15 protein-coding genes are annotated in these 21,160 nt (G+C 67.9%); 12 read left to right on the forward strand and 3 right to left on the reverse strand.

Annotation, left to right across the window (positions count from 1 at the left end; genetic code table 11):
* Positions 1-146 precede the first annotated feature (146 nt).
* The 7 genes from ACFQWG_RS02025 to ACFQWG_RS02055 all read left to right on the forward strand — a co-directional run bounded on the left by ACFQWG_RS02025 (position 147) and on the right by ACFQWG_RS02055 (position 8,290).
* Complete coding sequence (locus ACFQWG_RS02025) at positions 147-2,291, forward strand: alpha-galactosidase (RefSeq protein ID WP_380976167.1); 2,145 nt, start codon at positions 147-149, stop codon at positions 2,289-2,291.
* 79 nt (positions 2,292-2,370) lie between these two features.
* Complete coding sequence (locus ACFQWG_RS02030) at positions 2,371-3,060, forward strand: MgtC/SapB family protein (protein WP_380971643.1); 690 nt, start codon at positions 2,371-2,373, stop codon at positions 3,058-3,060.
* 214 nt (positions 3,061-3,274) lie between these two features.
* Entirely contained in the window at positions 3,275-4,276 is a 1,002-nt protein-coding gene (locus ACFQWG_RS02035) for a carbohydrate ABC transporter permease (protein WP_380976169.1), read from the forward strand.
* Positions 4,273-5,172, forward strand: a complete 900-nt coding sequence (locus ACFQWG_RS02040) for a carbohydrate ABC transporter permease (RefSeq protein ID WP_380971645.1) — start codon at positions 4,273-4,275, stop codon at positions 5,170-5,172. Before ACFQWG_RS02035 ends, ACFQWG_RS02040 begins: the two co-directional genes overlap by 4 nt.
* A 56-nt stretch (positions 5,173-5,228) precedes the next feature.
* Complete coding sequence (locus ACFQWG_RS02045) at positions 5,229-6,563, forward strand: ABC transporter substrate-binding protein (RefSeq protein WP_380971647.1); 1,335 nt, start codon at positions 5,229-5,231, stop codon at positions 6,561-6,563.
* Positions 6,564-6,644: 81 nt separating this feature from the next.
* On the forward strand, positions 6,645-7,394 hold the full coding sequence (locus tag ACFQWG_RS02050; RefSeq protein ID WP_380971649.1) for a glycerophosphodiester phosphodiesterase family protein: 750 nt from the start codon (positions 6,645-6,647) through the stop codon (positions 7,392-7,394).
* Positions 7,391-8,290 (forward strand): HAD-IIA family hydrolase, encoded by a 900-nt coding sequence (locus tag ACFQWG_RS02055; protein ID WP_380971651.1) that lies wholly within the window; start codon positions 7,391-7,393, stop codon positions 8,288-8,290. Before ACFQWG_RS02050 ends, ACFQWG_RS02055 begins: the two co-directional genes overlap by 4 nt.
* Here ACFQWG_RS02055 and ACFQWG_RS02060 read toward each other — a convergent pair.
* The 3 genes from ACFQWG_RS02060 to ACFQWG_RS02070 form a co-directional block, all read right to left on the reverse strand.
* Positions 8,287-11,478, reverse strand: coding sequence for an alpha-mannosidase (locus ACFQWG_RS02060; protein ID WP_380971653.1), 3,192 nt, complete (start codon positions 11,476-11,478; stop codon positions 8,287-8,289). The genes ACFQWG_RS02055 and ACFQWG_RS02060 overlap by 4 nt on opposite strands.
* Positions 11,479-11,541: 63 nt before the next feature.
* Complete coding sequence (locus ACFQWG_RS02065) at positions 11,542-12,885, reverse strand: 6-phospho-beta-glucosidase (RefSeq protein WP_380971655.1); 1,344 nt, start codon at positions 12,883-12,885, stop codon at positions 11,542-11,544.
* Positions 12,882-13,637 carry a DeoR/GlpR family DNA-binding transcription regulator gene (locus tag ACFQWG_RS02070; RefSeq protein WP_291495340.1) on the reverse strand — a complete coding sequence of 252 codons (756 nt, stop codon included), beginning with the start codon at positions 13,635-13,637 and terminating at the stop codon, positions 12,882-12,884. Before ACFQWG_RS02070 ends, ACFQWG_RS02065 begins: the two co-directional genes overlap by 4 nt.
* Before the next feature lie 146 nt (positions 13,638-13,783).
* Here ACFQWG_RS02070 and ACFQWG_RS02075 point away from each other — a divergent pair, with 146 nt between their 5' ends.
* From ACFQWG_RS02075 to ACFQWG_RS02095, 5 genes are read left to right on the forward strand one after another with little or no spacing between them, the layout of a single operon-like run.
* Complete coding sequence (locus tag ACFQWG_RS02075) at positions 13,784-14,836, forward strand: carbohydrate kinase family protein (RefSeq protein WP_380971657.1); 1,053 nt, start codon at positions 13,784-13,786, stop codon at positions 14,834-14,836.
* Positions 14,833-16,113, forward strand: coding sequence for an ABC transporter substrate-binding protein (locus ACFQWG_RS02080; RefSeq protein ID WP_380971659.1), 1,281 nt, complete (start codon positions 14,833-14,835; stop codon positions 16,111-16,113). The genes ACFQWG_RS02075 and ACFQWG_RS02080 overlap by 4 nt, the downstream gene beginning before the upstream one ends.
* 2 nt (positions 16,114-16,115) lie before the next feature.
* Entirely contained in the window at positions 16,116-17,081 is a 966-nt protein-coding gene (locus tag ACFQWG_RS02085; protein WP_380971661.1) for a carbohydrate ABC transporter permease, read from the forward strand.
* Entirely contained in the window at positions 17,078-17,965 is an 888-nt protein-coding gene (locus tag ACFQWG_RS02090) for a carbohydrate ABC transporter permease (protein WP_380971663.1), read from the forward strand. The genes ACFQWG_RS02085 and ACFQWG_RS02090 overlap by 4 nt, the downstream gene beginning before the upstream one ends.
* 56 nt (positions 17,966-18,021) lie before the next feature.
* Positions 18,022-21,072, forward strand: coding sequence for a glycoside hydrolase family 2 TIM barrel-domain containing protein (locus tag ACFQWG_RS02095; protein ID WP_380971666.1), 3,051 nt, complete (start codon positions 18,022-18,024; stop codon positions 21,070-21,072).
* Positions 21,073-21,160: the final 88 nt, after the last annotated feature.

Genomic DNA, 21,160 nt, shown 5'->3' on the forward strand with positions numbered 1-21,160 from the left:
CGAGCTCGGTGATGTGACGGCACTGCGATGAATGGTTGAAGGGAATCTACGTGAGAACGATCTCGGGGCCCATTGACGTGGTCTACCTGCGGACTGCCGGTCTCTCGTTGGCACTGGAAGTCGCCAGGGGAGGCGAGGCGCGAGTCGTGCACTGGGGAGCGGACCTGGGACGGCTCGACCCGTCGGCGCTGGAGGCGCTCGCGGCGTCGCGGATCGAACCCCGTGACCCGAGCGCTCCTGTCGGGACGTCGGCTCCGGGTGTCGTTCCGCTGGCTTCGTCAGGTTGGATGGGGCGTCCGGGTCTGTCTGGGCATCGCGCTTCGGGGGCGGACTGGGCTCCCTGTCTGAGAGTGCTCGACAGTGAGGTTGTCGGGCTGTCCGACGGGCCGGAAGCCGTGTCGACCGTGGACAGTTCTGCAGGGGGCCGGCTTGACCATCGTCGGATCGTCACAGGAGGCCCGGGAACCGTTCACTGCGCGATGGGCGATGACAACGCCGGTCTGCGAGTGGAGATATGGATCGAGCTGCTGGAGCAGGGCCTGGTCAGGGCCCGCGCGGAAGCGACGAACACCGGGGTCGGGGAGTACTTCCTCGACGAGCTTTCGCTGGTCTTCCCCGTCCCGCTGTCGGCCGATGAGATCCTGGACTTCTCCGGGACCTGGGGACGGGAACGGGAACCCCAACGGGCCCGCATGACGATGGGCTGCCATCTCCGCGAGGGTCGGCACGGACGGACAGGATTCGACGCCCCGGACATGATGTTCTGCGGGGAGCGCGGATTCTCCTTCGAGCGGGGACGGGTGTGGGGACTCCATGTCGCCCATTCGGGGAACCATCGCTCCTGGGTCGAGCGGTGTCCGGACGGCAATCAGGTGCTCGGCGGCGGAGAGCTGCTCCTGCCCGGTGAAGTCTGTCTGGCGAGCGGCGACTCCTATGTCACTCCGTGGCTGTACTTGGAGCAGGGCGACGGTCTGGACGACGCTGCTCGGCGTCTGCACCGATGGGAGAGGGCTCTTCCGGCGCATCCCGGCCCTGCTCGCCCGGTGACGCTGAACGTGTGGGAGGCCGTCTACTTCGACCAAGACGTCGATGTCCTCATTCGTCTGGCCGATCGCGCGGCGGCAGTGGGCGCCGAGCGCTTCGTCCTGGACGACGGGTGGTTTCGCCATCGCCGCAATGACCGCGCGGGGCTGGGGGACTGGGAGGTCGATCCGGACGTGTGGCCTGAGGGCCTGCATCCATTGGTCGACCACGTGCGTGCCCTTGGCATGGAGTTCGGTCTCTGGATCGAACCTGAGATGGTGAATCCGGACTCCGATCTCGCACGCGCCCATCCGGAGTGGATTCTCAGGGCAGGGCCCGACTATCCACTCGAGTGGCGGCATCAACAGGTCCTCAACCTGTCGGATCCGCAAGCGTGGGAGCACATCCACCGGAAGCTCTGCGATCTCCTGGACGAGTACGACATCGCCGCCCTCAAATGGGATCACAATCGCGATCTCGTCGCATCCGGGGATCCGACCCACGCGGGTCGGCCAGCGGTCCGCGAACAGACGCTCGCGGTCTATCGGATGATGGACGTCTTGCGGTCGGAGCATCCCGGCCTGGAGATCGAATCCTGCGCCTCAGGCGGTGGACGGATCGACCTCGGAATGATCGAGCACGTCCAGAGGTTCTGGATCTCTGACTGCATCGATCCGCATGAACGGCAGGCGATCGCCCGTTGGACGGGCCAACTGGTCGCTCCGGAGTACATGGGTTCTCACATCGCGTCTCCGAGATCTCATACGACGGGCCGGGTCTCCGATCTGTCGTTCAGGGCGGGAACGGCGATCTGGGGGCACCTGGGATTCGAGTGGAACCTTCTGGGTCTCTCCGACGAGGAGCTGAGGGTCCTGGGGGAGTGGGTGGGTTTCTACAAGGCGAACCGATCCCTGCTCCTGGGAGGGGATGTCGTTCGCAGGGACATCGGGGACGGGTCGGTGTGGCTCCACGGCGTCGTCGCGCGGGATAGGTCTCGCGCTCTCTACCAGCTCACCACGAGGGATCGTCCGTCGATGTCCGCGTTGGGGATGTTCCCTCTGCCGGGCCTCACGCCCGACTCTCGATATCGGGTCAGACCGAACCTCGTGGGTGGAGGGCCAGGTGGACTGAACCTGCCGGCGTGGGCCCGCGGGGACGAGGCCGGTATCGAGGCCATGGGACGCCAGCTGTCCGACTCGGGCCTGCAGGTGCCGCTCATGGATCCTGATCAGGTGCTCCTCCTCGAGGTCGAGGAGGCGGCAGTCTGAGTCCCGAGTGCGGCCCTCGGCCCAGCGGCCGAGGGCCGGGGTCGGTCGAGGTGAGAGAGGCTGAGTCGCTATGGGAGTCGTGAACCAGGTCCCTCTGGAGTCGATGCTGGCGTTCGTCGCGAGGCTGGGTTTGGCGCTCTTCCTGTGCGGGGCGATCGGTCTGGAGCGGCAGTACCATCAGAAGGACGCCGGTGTCCGGACCCATGCCTTGGTCGGCATGGGGGCAGCTCTCTTCACGGTTGTCGGAGTCGCTTCCTCCGGGTCTTCTGCTGTCGATACGACCAGAGTCGCGGCACAAGTCGTCTCAGGCATCGGGTTCCTCGGGGCGGGTGTGATCTTCGTCGATCGTGACGCGGTGCGCGGTCTGACGACAGCCGGTGCCATCTGGCTGTCGGCCGCAGTGGGAACCGCCTGCGGATCGGGTGAGGCATTGGTCGCCCTGGCAGCCACGGCGCTGTACCTCGTCCTCGTGGGGATCGGGAGCCCGCTCCTGTCCCGGCTCCCGACCAACGGACATCGCGTGGTGGCCACGATCACCTACCTCGACCGGAAGGGAGCGCTGCGCGAGGTGATGGCGCTAGCCAGCGCTGGGGACGCCAGGGTCCAGCTGCTCTCGTCCGAGGTCGTCTCCGACCATGGAAGAAGAGTGGTGCGCATCCAGATGCAATTCGAGGCGGCCGCCCTGTCGAGCCTTCTCTCGGAGATCGCGGATCTGCACTATGTGCTGGCGGTGGAGACCGGAGGCCACGACCGCCCGGAGGAGTGCTGACTGCCGCGGAGTCCCTTCCGCGAGCGGTGATCGGATCGGCCCGGGCACCGGAGGGGATGGCGATGGACAAGATGGTATCTACTTGAGTAGACTCATCATCGTCACGATGAAACGCACGCAGCTGTGGTCTGTGGACCGGGTGGTTCCAGTCGTGGACGAGGACCGATGGAGCGAAGCGTCGCCATCCCCGGAGCAAAGGAGCGAAGTGAACGTGATGAGACCGCGGCCGACGGCGGCCCTGAGCAACGACCAGGGAGGAGCGCGCGCCAAGAAACGGCCGTCCCGCGGAAGGGCGCCGTCGGGCACGGAACCGGTGCCGACCGGGCGCTCGAGGAACCGCAGGATCAGACGCTCGAGGAACTGGTTCTACTTCATCGCCTTCGCGGGACCCAATGCCGCGCTGATTCTGGCGTTTGTCTACTACCCGCTGATCATGAACGTCCGGTACTCGACTCTCGACTGGCGCCTGGGGGCTTCGAGCGCCCGGAACGTCGGGCTCGCGAACTATCGGGAGTTCTTCACCTCGTCGGACGGGGCATCGGTGTGGAGAGTGACGATCGTCTTCGCCTTGTGCACGGTGATCGGCTCGATGGTTCTCGGCCTGCTCATGGCGCTCGTCCTCAACCGAAAGCTGCCGGGGACCACCTTCACGCGCACCGCTCTCTTCTCGCCCTACGTACTCTCGGGCGTCGGGATCGGACTGATCTGGTCATTCATGTTCGACCCCCAATTGGGGATCTTGAGATACGTCTTCGAGCGTTTCGGCTCGAGCTCACCCCAATGGTTTCTCCACGACGATCTCACGTTGTTCGTGGCGATCGTCGTCTACATCTGGAAGAACCTCGGCTATTGCACGGTCATCTTCATCTCGGGGCTCCAGTCGATCCCGCAGGAACTGGTGGAGGCGGCCGCGGTCGATGGAGCGGGAAAGGCGCGCACGTTCTTCAGCGTGGTCTTTCCCCTCCTCAGCCCGACAGTCTTCTTCCTCCTCGTCTCGATGACCTTGTCATCGATGCAGGCCTTCGATGTCCTCAAGATCCTCAAACCCACAGGCGAAGGGGTGAACACCTTCGTGTTCGAGATCTACCGGCAGTCATTCGGCGTCTACCAGCGTGCCGGATACGCCTCGGCCATCGCGGTAGTGCTCTTCGTGACGCTGGCCCTGATCACCGCCATCCAGTTCAGATTCGTGGATCGGAAGGTGCACTACGCATGAGCGAGCACACTCGATTCCGCACGCGTGGCGGTTCGAACCCGAGAAGAGGACGGCGCCTCGGCACCCGGCGGGACTTCATGAGCTCCCTGTTCGCCGGCTACATTCCGATGCTGATCGCACTGGCGTTGATCGCCTTCCCCCTGCTGTGGATGCTCTCCTCCTCATTCAAGCCCAGTCCGGAGATCGTCACTTCGACGCCCTCGCTCCTTCCGGACCGAGCCACTCTGCAGAACTACGACGATGTCGCGACGGCGCTGCCTCTGGGACGGTTGCTGGCCAACAGCACCGTGACCACCGTCGTCGGGACCGCGGTCAAGGTCTTCCTCGCGATCACGACGGCCTATGCGGTTGTCTTCATCGACGTCCCCTTCCGCAACGCGATCTTCATGTTCATCCTGGCCGCGCTGATGTTCCCTTCGGAAGCAGCAATGATCCCGAACTACATCACGATCGCAAGCCTGGGGGGACGGAACACCCTGTGGGGGATCATCCTCCCGGGGCTGGGCACCGCTTTCGGCACGTTCCTGCTCCGCCAGCAGTTCCTCACGCTGCCGAGGAGCCTGTTGGAGGCTGCGGAACTCGACGGCGCCGGCCATTGGCGCAAGCTGTGGCAGATCGTGGTCCCCGTGTGCGTCCCGACGATCGCCACCGTGGGCCTCATCACGCTGGTCGGCGAGTGGAACGGATTCCTGTGGCCTCTGATCATCGCTGACACCCCGGCTCACATGACGCTGCCGGTCGGGCTCAACTTGCTGAAATCCGCTGAGTCGAGCACAGGACTCTACGGAACCCTGATGGCGGGGGCGACCTTGATCATCGTGCCGGTGCTGATCGTGTTCGCGGCGCTCCAGCGCTACATCGTGGCGGGTCTGACCCAGGGCGCCGTCAAGGAATGAAGCATCAACCAGCGGACCGCGACGTCGTGGTCCGCACCGATGAAAGGAAGAAGCACGTGTCACGTGTGACAAACACGCGGGCGGTCGCGATTCTCGCGGCGACGTCCGCCACTATGGGCCTCGCCGCCTGCGGTCCTTCGACGACGGCTTCGGGCGGGGAGTCCGGTGCGGCGGCACAGACCGACTACTCCTCGGTCGAGCCAGCCACGGAGATCTCTTTCTGGGGCAATCATCCCGGGAACTCCGTCGACTTCGAGACGCAGGTCGCACAGAAGTTCGCAGAAGATACGGGTATCACGGTCGACATCGTCAGCGCAGGGTCGAACTACGACGAGGTGGCCCAGAAGTTCCAGACCGCCCAGGTCGGGGGCGATGCGGGCGACCTGGTCGTCGTCTCCGACGGCACATGGTTCTCGGCCTACCTCAACGGGTCGATCACAGCCGTGGACGACATCTTCTCCTCCGCCGACCTGGATGCCGCCAGCTACTACCCGTCGCTGTATGACGACTATCTCTACCAGGACGCCCATTATGCGGTGCCCTACGCGCGATCTCTGTTGGTCTACATGTACAACAAGGACAACTTCGAGAAGGCCGGACTGGGCGACACCGCTCCGGCGACGTGGGATGAGGTCAAGGAGTACTCCGAGAAGCTCGCCGCCGCCGACACCGGTGCCATTCCCTTCACCTGGGCATCGGACACCTCGTACGCCTCATGGAGCATGACGAGTCTCCTGTGGGCGAATGGGGCGGACTGGAGCGATGGCTGGGATTTCTCCCCGATGACGAGCGAGGCGACGGCCTCCGCCCTGCAATTCGCCCAGGACTCCATCACAGACGGATGGGCGCAAGTGCTCAGCGGAGACCCGTCGACCGTCTTCGGGGCCGGATCGGTCTCGCAGATGATCAACTCTTCGGGCGGTATCGGGGCGATCCGCGATGCGGCGCAGTTCGATGTCGGCGTCGGCGTGCTCCCGACGGGCAGCTCCGGCGATGAGGACATCGTTCCCTCGGGCGGAGCAGGACTGGCGATCAACGCCAACAGCAGCCCGGACAAGCAGCTTGCCGCGGCGATGTTTGCCTCCTATCTGACAAACGCGGAGAACACGGTGGCGTTCTCCGAGCTGACCGGGTACGTCCCTGTGCGTTCGGACGCCGACACCACGACGCTGACCGCTGACAACCCGCTCTTCCAGCCGGTCATCGACTCCTTGGACCGCACTCGCAGTCAGAGCTATGCCCGCGTTCTGGTCCCGGGAGGGGCGACGGCACTCGACTCCGGACTCATGGACATCCTCGTTGACAAGGCGGACGTCGCAGAGACGTTGAACAGCATGCAAGCGGAGATCCAATCGTCCTACGACACCAACGTGAAATCCTCGCAGGGCTGATCCTGGTGGACTTCGGGCGGTGGCACGGCCCGGTCGTCGTGCCACCGCGGTCGGCGAGCCATTTCGAGAGGATCCACCATCATGCGGGACACAGTCATATACGCCCATCGAGGGCTCAACCACGCCGCGCCGGAGAACACCCTGGCTGCCTTCGCGGCAGCCAGCAGGTCGGGTGTGACATGGATCGAGACCGACACCGACATCTTGGCCGACGGGACGGCAGTGATCATGCACGATTCCCGGACCGACCGGACGACGAACCGGTCGGGATCGATCTACGATCTCACCACGTCGGACCTGGACACGATCGACGCCGGCTCGTGGTTCTCCGGGGACTTCGTGGGAGAGCGGGTGCCCACTCTCCGAGAGCTGGTGTCATTCCTGGGTCCCCACGATCTCAATCTGAATCTCGAGCTCAAGGGCAACACGCAGGGCCGCGACCGTTCGATCCGGCTGGTTGAGACCGTACTCGAGGAGCTCCGCCGCCTCAGACCGGGAACCCGGGTCCTCATCTCCTCGTTCTCACCGCTCCTCTTGGCCGAGGTCCACCGGAGAACGGATGCCTACGAACTCGCCTGGCTGGTCGACAAGGGCACGATCGGGGAGGACTGGCGCTCCGTCATGGAGCTGTGCGGAGCGACGGCACTGCACCCCAGCACCGCGGTCGTCTCCAACCGGTGCGTCGTCGAGGAGATCCGCCGCGCTGGATTTGGGGTCAACGTGTGGACGGTCAACTCTGTCCAGGAGGCAAACAAGCTGGTGAACTGGGGATGCACAGGCATCATCACGGACATCGCCGATCAGATGGTCGAGGCGGGTCGGCGGCGATGAGGCGGTCCGCAGACGGCGGTCCCGCCACCACGCCCGAAGGGCGAGGCTCCGCACCGTCCCCTTGGCCCGATCATCTCTACGATGCCTATGTCTTCGACATGGACGGAACGATCTACCTGGGCGACCAGCTCCTTCCCGGAGCACGACGGTTGGTGCTCGAGCTGCGCGAACGCGGTATCCCGGTGCGATTCCTCTCCAACAATCCGACAAGGGATCCTTCACAGTACGCAGAGAAACTCAGGGCGTTGGGCATCGCGACCCCCATCTCCGAGATCGCCAACACGGTTGTCACGATGACGAGGTGGCTGCGAACGCACCATCCCGGCGCCACGGTGTTCCCGATCGCCGAGCAACCACTCATCGACTCCTTCCGGGAGGCGGGGATCCCCATGAGCGATGACCCGGCTGCCATCGACGTGGTCGTCGCCTCCTACGACCGCTCGTTTGACTACAGGAAACTGCAGATCGCATTCGATGCCCTGTGGTTTCACAGGAGAGCGATCCTCGTCGCGACGAATCCAGATCCATTCTGCCCGTTCCCCGGAGGTCGGGGTGAACCGGACTGCGCCGCGGTCGTCGCCGCGATCGAGGCCTGCACGGGAGCGAAGTGCCAGATGGTGGTGGGAAAGCCGAACCCCGTGATGCTGGAGGAGGCGATCGGCGACCTTCGTCTCGACCCCCGTCGATGCCTGGTGGTGGGAGACCGCCTGTCCACCGACATCCGGATGGCCGCGCGCGCGCACATGGCGTCCGCCATGCCTCTCACCGGGGAGTCAACGCGCGAGGACGTCGCCGCCCTGGATCCCTCCGACCGCCCGACATATGTCCTCGACCGGGTCGACCGCCTGCTCCCCGCCGCGCTCTGGCGGGAATGCGGGTGGGCCGAGACGGACTAGAGAGCTGTCGTTCGCGTCCCCAACAGCCCGCCGGTCTCGAAGGGCCCCGCGCCGCGCATTCCTGGGGAGGAGTGGTGGACGGGGCGGGGCCCCTCGATGCCGACGGCGGACCGTGTCGCGATCCTCAGCGTGAGGATCTCGAAGGGACGCAACTCCACGTCGGCCCTCTGCCCCGAGACTCGGAGCCCCCGCGCGTGCGGCATCTCCGCAGCGAGGGGGCGCTCCCGGAGATCGACCTCGTCGACATGGCCGACCGGGAATCCGAACGCGACCGTCGCCCGGTTGCGCGCGCCGGCCGCCTCGTACAGCCGGACCACGACGTCGCCTGAGCGGTCGTCGGCCAGCTTGACCGCCTCGACGCGGATCCCGGCGTTGTCCACCCGGACCAGGCTGCGTGTCGCGACATCGGGGTCCGGAGCCTCGGGGAGCCTGATCGGGAGATTCGCCTCGTAGCCCTGGGTGACGACCTCGTCGATCGTGGCGCCGGGGCAGACCGCGTAGCCGAAGTGATGATGCCCCTGATCCTGGATCGGATCGGGGACCCGCGCGGCCCTGACCAGGGAGAGGCGCACCTCGGTCTGCGTCTCGCCCGAGTCGCCCACCGCCCGCGTCACATCGTGGCCGTAGGTCCCCGTGTTCGTGACGCCGATTCCGTACCCCGGCTCCGCGACGTGCACCCAGCGGTGCGCCATCACCTCGAACTTCGCGTCTTCCCACGAGGTGTTCGTGGTGGTCGTCCGGCGCACATGCCCGAACTGGACCTCGGCAGAGTGGTACTGCGCGTGGATCTCGAAGGGCAGGGCGACCTTGAGGAGCTTCTCCTGCTCGGCCCAGTCGAGATCGACTTCGAAGCGGACGGCGGGGTCGTCGGCCTGCAGGAGGATCGTCTGCTCGACGGAGGACCGTGAGAAGGATCGGCGGACCCGCACCCCGGCGCGCAGCGGCCCCTCGTCCTCGACGGTCAGCGCCTCGACCTCGACGATGTCGCGGACGGAATGGCGGTAGTGGGCGTCGATGTCCCAGGCGTCCCAGGCGTTGGGCAGGTCCTCATGCAGCTGGAGCAGGTTCGCGACCTTTCCGGCCGGAATGAGCTCACGGCCGGCGACCTCGTCGAAGATCGACGTCAGGAGGCCGCGCCGATCGATCTGGACCCGCACCAGGCCGTTGGCGAGGACGATCCCGCCCTCGTCGTCCCGCGCGACGGAGACGGGGTGGTCGGGTTCGACGGGCGTCCACGGAGCCCATCCGGAGGCCGGGGCCTCGACGAGGGCTCGGGCGTGGCCCTGCGCGTCGACGGCGAGCGCGCGCCGGTCACGGTCCGCGACGTTGACCACGGCCCCGGATGCCCCCGCGGCCTCAAGGCCCCGGTGGATGAGGGACTCCAGCTCGCGATGGCTGCGGGCGTACATCTCCTCGTTGTCCTGGTGGACCCAGGAGATCGACGAGCCCGGCAGGATGTCGTGGAACTGCTGGAGGAGGGTCGTCTGCCACAGCGCGTCGAGCTCTTCGTAGGGGTACTCCGCCCCGGCCAGGGCGGCGGCGGTCCAGACGAACTCCGCCTCCCGGAGGAGGCTCTCGGAGCGCCGGTTGCCGCGCTTCTCGCGCGCGTGGGAGGTGAAGGTCCCCCGGTGCAGTTCCAGGTAGAGCTCTCCCACCCACACCGGGGCGTCCGGGTACTCGGCCCGGGCCCGGGCGAAGAAGTCGTCGGGCGCCTCGATCTCGACGCGCGGAGATCCCTCCAGGGACCGGACCCTCCGCTGGCGCTCCATCATCTCGCGGGTGGGGCCGCCGCCCCCGTCGCCGTATCCGAAGGGCACCAGGGAGGTCGTGGCCCGGCCCTTCTCGCGGAACTGGCGGACCGCGTGGTGCAGCTCCTCCCCCTCAAGCGTCGACGAATAGGTGTCGATGGGCGGGAAGTGCGTGAAGATGCGCGTCCCGTCGATGCCCTCCCACCAGAACGTGTGGTGCGGGAAAGTGTTTGTCTGGTTCCAGGACAGCTTCTGCGTGAGGAACCACTTCATGCCCGCGAGCACCGCGATCTGCGGGAACGCGGCCGTGTACCCGAAGGAGTCCGGCAACCAGATCCCGTCCGGGCTCGCACCGAGCTCACGCTCGAAGAACCGCATGGCCTGCGTGATCTGGCGGACCATCGCCTCACCGCCGGGCAGGTTCCCGTCCGGCTCGACCCACTGGCCGCCGACCACGATCCACTGGCCGGCGGCGATCGCCTTCTTGATCCCGGACCACACCGCGGGATGATTCTCCTTGATCCAGAGGTACTGCTGCGCGGATGAGGCGGCGAAGCGGAACTCCGGATAGTCGTGCGCCAGGGCGAGCACGTTCGAGAAGGTCCGCCCGACCTTTCGCCGCGTCTCCCGCAGGGGCCACAGCCACGCGGAGTCGATGTGGGCCTGGCCGATCGCGCTCAGGCGGTGGGCGGAGGCGGAGGCGGGCCTGGACAGGACATCGACGAGCTCCGCCCGCGCGGCCGCCGCCGTTCCCACGATGTCGTCGAGCGCGAGGACGTCGAGACTGCGTTCGAGGGCGCGCAGGATCTCCTGCCTCCGGGGTTCCTCCTCGGGCAGCTCCCTGAGGAGTTGGAAGAGGACCTCGACGTCGAAGCGGAGCCCCCAGACCTCCGGCTCGAACACCGCGAGGTCGGCGGTGCGGAACGTGTAGATCGGGGTCTTCGGCGCGGTCTTCCGGTCTCCCAGGGCCGTCGGGACGAAGTCGTCGGCCAGGATATCAGGGTTCGCCGCGGCCTCGAGGAAGAAACGGACACCCTCCCCGCCGGCGACGTCCTCACCGATGCGCACGTACATGTTGCGCGGATGGATGCCCTTCACCGGTCGCCCCTCCGGCGTGTAGACCATCCCCTCCGCCTGGTTCCCGGGCCAGTCCCCCTGGAATCCGGGATCGATGAGGAGCTCGACGGTGCGACCCCTCCACGGCCGGGGGACCTGGCCGACGATCTCGAACCACCACGTCGACCACGCCTTCCCCCACTGCTCCCCGACAGAGAAAGGGCGGTACGTCGCGGCGAGCCCCTCGGAGACCGGGACCGGCTCTCCCGGAGCCTCCCAGGCCCTCAGCTCCACCGGAACCCGCGCGGAGTAGACGGCGGGGACGATCCGCTGGGTGAGCACCCGCTCGATGCGGGCCTCGACGAGTTTCTGGTTCTGGTGCATGTCGGTTCTCCGGTGTCTCAATGTCGAGGGATCTGGATGATCAGGTCGGTGGGCGGGGCAGGATCAGTGCAGGTGCGAGAGCTCGTCGTGGAAGCTCGACGTCGCGTCCTCGAGCAGCGCTCGGGCGACGTTCACGGAGTCGATGAGCGGATGACGGGCGAGGGCGCGCAACGCGGCGGCGCGCGACCCGTGGACCCCGGCCTCGATGGCCTGCCGCTCGACGTACTTGACGGCCACGACGAGTCCCCGGCCGTGATCGGGAAGCTCGGCGCCGGCGATGGGATGCGCCCCGGCGGAGTCGACGAGGCAGGGGACCTCCACGACGGCGTCGTCGTCGAGCTCGCGCAGGGTCCCCCGGTTGCGCACGTTGAGGACGAGACGGGCCCTCTCGTCGTGGGCGATGCCCCGCATGAGCGCGAGGGCGACGTCCTCGTAGCCTCCGGAGAGGATGTCGGCCTCGTCGCGTTCCCCCATGCCCGCGCTCTCCCTATTGGTCGCCATGTAGGTGACCTCGCGCTCGTGACGGCACAGGCGCCAGGCCGCGAGCGGAGACTCCGACGTCCCGGCCCGGTCCCAGAACGCTCCCTGCTGATGCGCCAGGTACCGGCCGCGGGTCGACGGCTCGTACTGGTCCGCCTGGAGGACGTCGCGCCGATAGTCGAAGTAGTGGAGGTACTCGTTGGGCAGCGCGCCGAGCGTCTGGATCCACTCGGCCCCGAAGAGCCGCCCCTCCTCGAAGGACTCGATGAGGTCGGGACGGGCCAGCAGATCCGGCAGGACGTCGCGTCCGTCCACACGCAGCCCGGTCACCCAGCCCAGGTGGTTGAGACCGGCGTAGCGCAGTTCCGCGTCCCGGCGCCCACCCAGGCCCAGGGCCCCGAGCGCCCTGCGCGCCAGCCCGATGGGCGAGTCGCAGATACCGATGACCCGGTCGCCGAGGACGCCGGACATCGCCTCCGTGACGATCCCGGCGGGGTTCGTGAAGTTGATGACCCAGGCGTCCGGCGCGACCCGCGCCACCGTCCGCGCGAGCTCCATGACGACAGGCAGGGTCCGCAGGGCGAACGAGATCCCCCCGAAGCCGACGGTCTCCTGGCCGATGACGCCGTGGGACTGGCCGATCCGCTCGTCCCGGGCTCGTCCGTCGAGCCCCCCGACGCGGATCGCCGAGAAGACGAAGTCCGCTCCCGCCAGCCCCTCGGCCAGGTCGGTGTGGACGCTGACATGCGGAGCGTCCGCGACGCCGCGGGCCTGCTCCTCGAGGATGCGGGCCATCGTCGTGAGACGGGACGCGTCGACGTCGACCAGCGCCACATCGGTGACCCTGCCGGGGGCGTGGTCGCGCAGGAGCGCCGAGTAGACGAGAGGCGTGCGGAATCCTCCGCCTCCGATCATCGCAAGCTTCATACGACCATGACCTCCATCTTCTTGCGTGCGAATGCGGCAGACACACCGGGAGGCGGTGCGGTGTTCGTGATCACCCGTGTCGGGACGTCCGGAAGGATCACGCGTCCGGTTCCGGTTCCGGGGAATTTACTGGAATCGGCCATCACCGTCACGGCGTCGCAGGCCGCGGCCATCGCCTGCTTGATCGGGATCTGCGCGATCGTCGTGTCCCGCAGGTCTCCGTCCGCCGAGACGCCGGAGACCCCGAGGAAGGCGTGGTCCGCGCGCAGCAGGCGCAGCGTCTCGGTGGTGAGATGCCCGGAGACGGAACGGTAGGTCGGATCGTAGTCCCCGGCGAGGACGACGACGTGCACCTTCTCGTCGTCCTGGAGCACGTCGACGGCGGCGAGGTTCGACGTGATGACGGTCAGGCGCCGCCCGCGCAGCAAGCGCGCGAGCTGGAGCGTCGTCGTCCCGATGTCGAGGACGATCGTGTGCCCGTCGCGGATCGTCTCGGCGGCGGCCTCGGCGATGCGGGTCTTCTCCTCGCGGTTGCGCGCCTCGACGGTGAGGAACGGGGCGTCGCCCTCGGCGCCCTCCAGAAGGGTCGCACCCCCGTAGGTGCGCCGGAGCAGCCCGGCGCGGTCGAGCCGCTGGAGATCGCGCCGGATCGTGGCGGGGCTCGCCCCGGTGGCTTCTGCCAGTTCGCAGACACTCGCCGCCTGCTCCGCCTGGAGGAGGGCGAGGATCGCGTGGTCGCGTTTGTCTCGCATACACGCCAGCATATCAATCAAAATCAATCAAGATGGATCGACTGAATGACGGACTGTTGAACATTCTGAGCGACTGGTGCTATAACCTGCATCGGGTTGCAGAAGACGACGTGACTCACAGGAGAACGACGACGATGGAGCCAGCGATGACCACATCCGGAGGCGAGACCGGTCGGACGGCACAGGTCCTGACGGTCGGTCAGCTGTTCCTCGACCTCGTCTACGCCCAGATGCCCCGTCCGCCCCAACCCGGGGAGGAGATCTGGACGGCCGATTTCGGCTGGGGCCCGGGAGGCGTCGCGAACGCCGCGATCGCCGCGGCCAGGCTCGGAGCGCGCACAGCGATGTGCGCCGCGGCAGGCGACGACGCCCTGTCCTCCCTGTGCAGGGCGCGCCTGTCCGACGAGGCCGTCGACATCTCAGGGATCCGGACGCTGCCGGGGTGGGCGCTTCCGGTGACCGCCTCTCTCGGCTACGACGCCGATCGTGCGCTCGTCACGGGCGGGACCCCCGCACCGGTCCCGGTCGAGGAGATCGTCCTGGACGCCCCGGACGCCGAGGTCGCCGCCCTCGACCTCAAGGTCCTGAGCCTTCCGTGGGCGCGTGCCGCCTCCGCCCGGGGAACGCGCATCTTCGCCGACATCGGCTGGGACGGCTCCGAGAGATGGGACCCCGCCGATCTGGACGCGCTCGACGCCTGCCACGCCTTCCTCCCCAACGAGGTCGAGGCCATGTCCTACACCAAGACGGACGCTCCCCTCCAGGCGGCGCGGGCCCTCGCCGAGCGCGTCCCCCTCGTCGTCGTCACGCTCGGGGCGCGAGGGGCGGTGGCCGTCGACTCCGCCACCGGCGAGGAGGCGGCGATGGCCCCCGTCCCCGTCCGGGCCCGTGACGCGACGGGCGCGGGCGACGTCTTCGGAGCCGCGTTCATGGTCGCGTCGCTGACCCAGTGGCCGCTGCGAGAGCGACTCGACTTCGCGGGCCTCGTCGCCGCGATCACCGTCTCCCGTCCCGGCGGCGCCTCGACGGCCCCCGGGACGAGCGATCTGCTGCCGTGGCTCGACGCCCATCCGGAGACGGACCGCGGCCGATTCAGCTTCCTGCGCGATCCGCTCGCGCAGGTCGGAAGGCTCCCCTTCGTACCGACAACCGAGAATTCCCACCGAGAACACCACAACCACCAGGAGACACGTCCATGATCACCACACCGAGGCGCATGCGCGCCGCGTCCATCGCCGCCGCCACCGCGGTCGCCCTCAGCCTGAGCGCCTGCGCCGGGGGATCCGGCTCCGCCGCCTCAGGGGACGGCTCAGACGCCCTGACCGTCTGGCTGTGGCCCAACGCCATCGGAGACACCGTCCAGAAGCAGGTCGAGACGGACTTCGCCGACAACGACATCCAGATCTCGACGATCGGGGACAACTTCAAGCAGAAGCTCGTCACGACCTTCTCCGCGAAGTCGGGCATTCCCTCGGTGACCGGGGTCAAGGGCGAGGACATGCCCTATTTCCTGTCCGAGGACTCGCTCTTCACCGACCTCAACACCCTGGGCATCGACGACATCCTCTCCCAGTTCCCCGAGTGGAAGCTCGCGGAGGCGACCACCGCCGACGGGAGGCTCATCGGCCTGCCGATGGACATCGGTCCCAGCGCCCTGTACTACCGCACCGACGTGCTCGAGAAGGCGGGTCTCCCGACGGATCCCGAGGAGGTCGCCAAGGAGACGTCCACCTGGGATGACTACCTCGCCTTCGGCCAGAAGCTCAACGAGGCGACCGGCGCCCACCTCACCGTCTCGCTCGCCCAGATCTTCTCGATGGCCGTGGCGCAGTCCGACTCGGGCTACGTCGACGAGGACGGCAACTTCACCGGGGACTCCGACGCGATCCGCTCGGCGTGGGACACCTCCGTCAAGGCGTATGAGATGGGCCTCGACGCCGGTCTGACCGACAGCTCGGCCGACTGGGCGTCCGCCGTCAACGCCGGGACCCTCCCGACGCTGCTGGGGGCCGCCTGGTACCAGGGCGATCTCAAGAACGGGGCACCGGACACCTCCGGGCTGTGGAACGTGACCTCCATGCCGGGAGGACCGGCGAACATCGGCGGCTCGTTCCTGACGATCCCCGCCTCCACCACCGACACAGACACGGCGATCGCCTTCATCCGCGAGGTGCTCTCCGCCGAGAACCAGGCCACCACGTACTCCGAGGTCGGCAACTTCCCCTCGGTCTCGGGCGCGCTCGATGAGCAGGCGCTGACCGACGGCGACGACTTCTTCGGCGGGCAGGTCACCGCGGAGGTCTTCAAGACCGCCATCGAGAACATGCCGACGAAGTACACGAGCCCCTACGATTCCGAGGTCTCGGCGCCGTACTTCACGGAACTGGCCAATGTCGAGTCCCAGGGCAAGGATCCCGAGCAGGCGTGGAACGACGCCGTGACGGCCGCCAAGCAGGCCCTGACGAGCGCGGAGTGACGATGTCCGCCGCCACGCGGGTTGCGGGACCGGGAGCGCAGGCGCGCCCCCGGTCCCGCAACCGGACCCTGCGCCGCTCATGGCCGATGTACGTCGCGGTCGCGCCGTTCTTCATCCTCTTCGCCGCCTTCGGCCTCTACCCGACCGTCTACTCCCTGGTGCTCTCCTTCCAGAAGTGGAACGGGCTGGGCGACCCGGAGTGGATCGGGTTGGAGAACTACCAACGGCTCTTCACGGACCCGACCTTCTACCTCTCGATCCGCAACACCCTGGTGATGTTCGTCCTGTCGACGGTGCCGATGCTCATCCTCGCGCTCGTCGTGGCCGCGATGCTCAACTCCGCCGTCCGGTTCTCCACGGTGTTCCGCGTCGCGTACTTCATCCCGAACATCACCTCCGTCGTCGCGATGGCCATCCTCTTCGGCTCGATCTTCGGGAAGAACTTCGGCCTGGCCAACCAGCTCATCCAGTTCCTCGGCGGATCCGCCATCCCCTGGCTGACGACCCCGTTCGGGATCCAGGTGACGGTCTCCCTGCTGATCACCTACCAGTGGACGGGGTACAACGCGATCATCTTCCTCGCGGGGATGCAGGCGATTGAACCGGAGGTCTACGAGGCGGCGACCCTGGATGGCGCGGGACCGGTGCGGAGCTTCTTCTCGATCACGCTCCCGCTCCTGCGCCCCACGATCCTCTTCGTCCTCGTGACGTCCACGATCACGGGTCTCCAGAGCTTCACCGAGGCTCAGGTGCTCACCTCCTCCGCCTCGACGACGAACCCGAACTCCGGGGGCGCCGGGCAGGGCGGGCTGACGATGGTCCTGTACTTCTACCAGCAGGCCTTCGGCTATAACCGCTTCGGATACGGAGCGGCCATAGCATGGGGGGTCTTCCTCGTCGTCGTGATCTTCACGATCATCAGCTGGCGCCTCTCATCGGAGAAACCCCAAGCGAAGGCACGCGCATGACTGTCGACAGCTCCCCCCGCGAGACCTCCGCCGCCCCGGCCCAACGGATGCCGCAGCGTCGGCGGAAGGCGCCGCGCGGCCGCCGGTCCCTCTACGTCCTCCTCACAGCCGGCGCGGTGGTGTCCCTGTTCCCGCTCTACTGGCTCGTGGTGATGGCCTCGAACACGACGAGCGACATCTACAAGTCCCCGCCGACCTTCGTCCCCGGTTCGCATCTCCTCGAGAACGTCGCCAAGGTCTTCACCCGCATCGACTTCGGCGGATCGCTGCTCAACACGCTGATCGTCGCCTGCTCGGTGACGGCCCTGGTCCTGTTCCTCGACTCCCTGGCGGCCTTCGCCTTCGCGAAGTTCCAGTTCCCCCTGAGGAATCTCCTCTTCGGGATCACGCTCGTCACATTCATGCTGCCGATGCAACTGGCGATCATCCCCCAGTTCATCACCATGACGAACCTCGGATGGGTCGGGCACCTCCAGGCGCTCATCGTCCCGGCCGCCGCCAACGCCTTCGGGATCTTCTGGCTGCGCCAGTACATCTCGGGCGCCGTTCCCGACGAGCTCATCGACGCCGCGGCTCTGGACGGGGCGGGGTTCTTCCGCCAGTACGTCATGGTGTGCCTTCCGATGATCCGGCCGGGACTCGGCTTCCTCGGCATCTACACGTTCATCGGATCCTGGAACGACTACATGTGGCCGTTGACCGTTCTCACCGATCCCCACCACATCACGTTGCAGGTCGCCCTCGCCCAGCTCAACACGGCGTTCGGCCAGGACTACTCGATGGTCATGGCCGGGGCGCTGCTCGCGGTGATCCCGCTGCTCGCGGTCTTCCTCCTCGGGGCGCGCCAATTCATCGGGAACATCGCTCAGGGCGCGCTCAAGTAGCGTTGGTGGCATCGCCGGATCCCCCAGCCCCGCCTGCATCGGAGGTTCACAGTCCCATGGACCCATCACTCGAGTCGACCTCGCCGGGTTCGAGCACGCGGCTTCCCCCGCGCGCCTTCCTCCGCACGGACGCCCCGGTCCTCGCCCTCGGCGGCTCGTGGGCGTTCCGGCTCCACGAGCACAGCCCCGGGGACGAGGACGGGGAGGGGATCCCCCCGTTCGCCGAGCCCTCGTTCGACGACGGCTCGTGGGAGCGCCTCCTCGTTCCGGGCCACTGGGTGCTCCAGGGGCACGGCTCGCCGATCTACACGAACATCGCCTATCCCTTCCCGCTGGACCCCCCGCACGTCCCCGACGAGAACCCCACAGGCGACCACCGGGTCACCTTCGAGGTGCCGGACGGATTCGCCCGCGGAGGGCGCGCGGTCCTGCGGTTCGACGGGGTCGAGTCCCATGCGCGCGTCTGGCTCAACGGGCGGCCTGTCGGCTGGTTCACCGGGAGCCGCCTGCCCACGGAGTTCGACGTCACCGCCGTCCTGCGCCCCGGCGCCAACGTCCTCGCCGTGAGAGTGAGCCAGTGGTCCCCGGCGAGCTACCTCGAGGATCAGGACCAGTGGTGGCTGCCCGGCATCTTCCGCGACGTCTCGCTGGTCTCGCGTCCGCGGAACGGCCTCGAGGACGTCCGGGCGTATGCGGACTACGACCGCTCCACGGGCGGCGGCAGACTCGATCTCGCCGTGAGCGGAGCCTTCCCGGTCACGGTCGAGATCCCCGAGCTGGGGACCCACGCCACATGGGAGACCCCTGCCGAAGCGCGTCCCCTGGACGTCGGCCCCGTGGACCCGTGGTCGGCGGAGTCCCCGCGGCTCTACGACGTCACCGTGTCCTCGCCCGGCGAGCAGGCGCGTCTGCGGGTGGGGTTCCGGCGCATCGAGATCGTCGCCGGCCGGCTGGTCGCCAACGGCCGCCCCCTGACCCTGCGGGGCGTCAACCGGCACGAGACGAATCCGGACCTCGGGCGCGTCTTCGACGAGGACTTCGTGATGAAGGATCTCTGCCTGATGAAGCGCCACAACATCAACGCGATCAGGACCTGCCACCAGCCACCGCATCCGCGGACCCTGGAGCTTGCCGACGAGCTCGGATTCTGGGTCGTCCTCGAGTGTGACCTCGAGACGCACGGCTTCTCCGAGAACGACTGGTCGGGAAACCCGGGCGACGACCCGGCCTGGCGCGACGCCCTCCTCGACCGAATCGCGCGCACCGTCCGCCGCGACGTCAACCATCCCAGCATCATCATGTGGTCGCTGGGCAACGAGTCGGGCACGGGGCGCAATCTCGCTGAGATGGCCGACTGGGTCCATCGCAACGACCCCACACGGCCCGTCCACTACGAGGGCGACCGCGGCGGCGCCTACACCGACGTCTACTCCCGGATGTACCCGACGCTCGAGGAGATCACGTCGATCTGCGCGGACACGCCGACCATGCCGCTCCACGAGGCGGGGCCGGCCGAAGGCGCCCGCCAGAGGGCCAAGCCGTTCATCCTGTGCGAGTACGGCCACGCCATGGGCAACGGGCCCGGCTCCCTCGCGGACTACGAGGAACTCACGGACCGCTTCGAGCGGCACTGCGGAGGGTTCATCTGGGAGTGGCGCGATCACGGCCTGCGCACGCGCGACGACCAGGGGCACGAGTACTTCGGTTTCGGCGGTGACTTCGGTGAGGTCCTTCATGACGGCTCGTTCATCATGGACGGCCTCGTGCTCTCCGACGGAACCCCCTCGCCGGCCCTGGCCGAGCTCGCCGCCGTGTGGGCACCCGTGCGTCTCACCCTGGACGGCGCGCGCCTGACCGTGGCCAACCGCCGACATGACGGCGGGATCGGGGACCTCCTCGCCCATTGGGCGTTGCAGCGCGACGGCCTTGAGGCCGCCTCCGGGGACATCGACCTGGCTGGCCGGGGGCCTGCGGGGGACCTCGCCCCGGGGCAGACGACGGAGATCGACCTGACGTCGGATCCGGCGTGCGCCGAGGCTCTCGATGCCATGAGCGGAGACCGGCCGACAGCGGAATGGCACCTTCTCGTCGAGGCCCGTCTGGCCGACGCGGTCCTCTGGGCCCCGGCAGGCCACGTGGTCGCCCGCGCGCAGGCGGCGCTTGCCGAGCGGCGCCCACCGAGCGCGTTCACCGGATCCCCGGGTCTCCTCGGAGGAGACGAGGGCGGGGGCGAGACCGGGGAGGATGCTGCCGGGGTCCTCGCGCGCGCGGTCTTCTCCGACACCGGCTCCCTTCTCTCATGGCGCGGTGTCAGGGTCGTCGGTCCCACGGCCGAGCTGTGGCGGGCCCCCACCGAGAACGACCGGGCGACGGGCCAGGGCTCGTACGAGCTGACGGATCCCGCTCTCAGCGACGGGCGAGGGGACGAGGACGCGGCATCGAGCGCCCAGCTGTGGCGCGAGGCGGGCCTTGACCGCCTCATGCACCGCGTGGTCTCCCGGCAGCCGGCGTCCGGCGGCCTGGTCCAACGCGTCCGCTCGATGCCCGCGGGCCAATCCCACGGTGTCGACTCCACCTTCCGATGGCGGGGCGCCTCCGACGGGCTCCACCTCCGCGTGTCCGTCAGGCCGTTCGGAAGATGGACATGCACGTGGCCCCGGCTCGGGATCCGTTTCGATCTGCCCGAGGGGGCCGGGACCGAGACGGTGTCCTGGTGGGGGACCGGCCCGTCCGAGTCCTATCCCGACTCGTGCGACGCGACGTGGGTGGGGCGTTTCTCCTCGGACATCGATGCGCTCGCCGTCGCCTATGCCCGCCCCCAGGAGACGGGGTTCCGGCCCGGTCTCCGCGAGCTTCGCCTCGGAGGGCTGGACCTGGCGACCGTTGAGGGCGTGGACGGGCGCCCTGGCTTCCAGCTCCTGCGGCACAGCCCTCAGGAGCTTTCCCGCGCCGACCACGCCCATGAGCTTCCCGATCCCGGACGGCGTCTCTGCCTCGTCCTCGACATCGCCCAGCACGGGCTCGGGTCGCGCACATGCGGCCCGGACGTCCTTCCCCGGTACGCCCTGTGGCCTCGGGCGGCCTCGTGGGAGATCGTCCTGCGCTGAGGCGCCCGGCCCCGTCCCCACCCGAATCGGGCGTGAGGACGCCCCGCGCCCGCCATCGGCCGCCTCCAGCCCTCGGGAGCCGGATCGA

It is taken from the genome of Schaalia naturae, from assembly GCF_042665795.1.
Classification (GTDB): Bacteria; Actinomycetota; Actinomycetes; order Actinomycetales; family Actinomycetaceae; genus Pauljensenia; species Pauljensenia naturae.

What these genes read in the sequence shown, in the direction of transcription:
- ACFQWG_RS02035 (WP_380976169.1), top strand. Translation starts at nt 3,275, where the DNA reads ATGAGACCGCGGCCGACGGCGGCCCTGAGCAACGACCAGGGAGGAGCG.
- ACFQWG_RS02040 (WP_380971645.1), top strand. Translation starts at nt 4,273, where the DNA reads ATGAGCGAGCACACTCGATTCCGCACGCGTGGCGGTTCGAACCCGAGA.
- ACFQWG_RS02050 (WP_380971649.1), top strand. Translation starts at nt 6,645, where the DNA reads ATGCGGGACACAGTCATATACGCCCATCGAGGGCTCAACCACGCCGCG.
- ACFQWG_RS02055 (WP_380971651.1), top strand. Translation starts at nt 7,391, where the DNA reads ATGAGGCGGTCCGCAGACGGCGGTCCCGCCACCACGCCCGAAGGGCGA.
- ACFQWG_RS02060 (WP_380971653.1), bottom strand. Translation starts at nt 11,478, where the DNA reads ATGCACCAGAACCAGAAACTCGTCGAGGCCCGCATCGAGCGGGTGCTC.
- ACFQWG_RS02065 (WP_380971655.1), bottom strand. Translation starts at nt 12,885, where the DNA reads ATGAAGCTTGCGATGATCGGAGGCGGAGGATTCCGCACGCCTCTCGTC.
- ACFQWG_RS02070 (WP_291495340.1), bottom strand. Translation starts at nt 13,637, where the DNA reads ATGCGAGACAAACGCGACCACGCGATCCTCGCCCTCCTCCAGGCGGAG.
- ACFQWG_RS02075 (WP_380971657.1), top strand. Translation starts at nt 13,784, where the DNA reads ATGACCACATCCGGAGGCGAGACCGGTCGGACGGCACAGGTCCTGACG.
- ACFQWG_RS02080 (WP_380971659.1), top strand. Translation starts at nt 14,833, where the DNA reads ATGATCACCACACCGAGGCGCATGCGCGCCGCGTCCATCGCCGCCGCC.
- ACFQWG_RS02085 (WP_380971661.1), top strand. Translation starts at nt 16,116, where the DNA reads ATGTCCGCCGCCACGCGGGTTGCGGGACCGGGAGCGCAGGCGCGCCCC.
- ACFQWG_RS02090 (WP_380971663.1), top strand. Translation starts at nt 17,078, where the DNA reads ATGACTGTCGACAGCTCCCCCCGCGAGACCTCCGCCGCCCCGGCCCAA.
- ACFQWG_RS02095 (WP_380971666.1), top strand. Translation starts at nt 18,022, where the DNA reads ATGGACCCATCACTCGAGTCGACCTCGCCGGGTTCGAGCACGCGGCTT.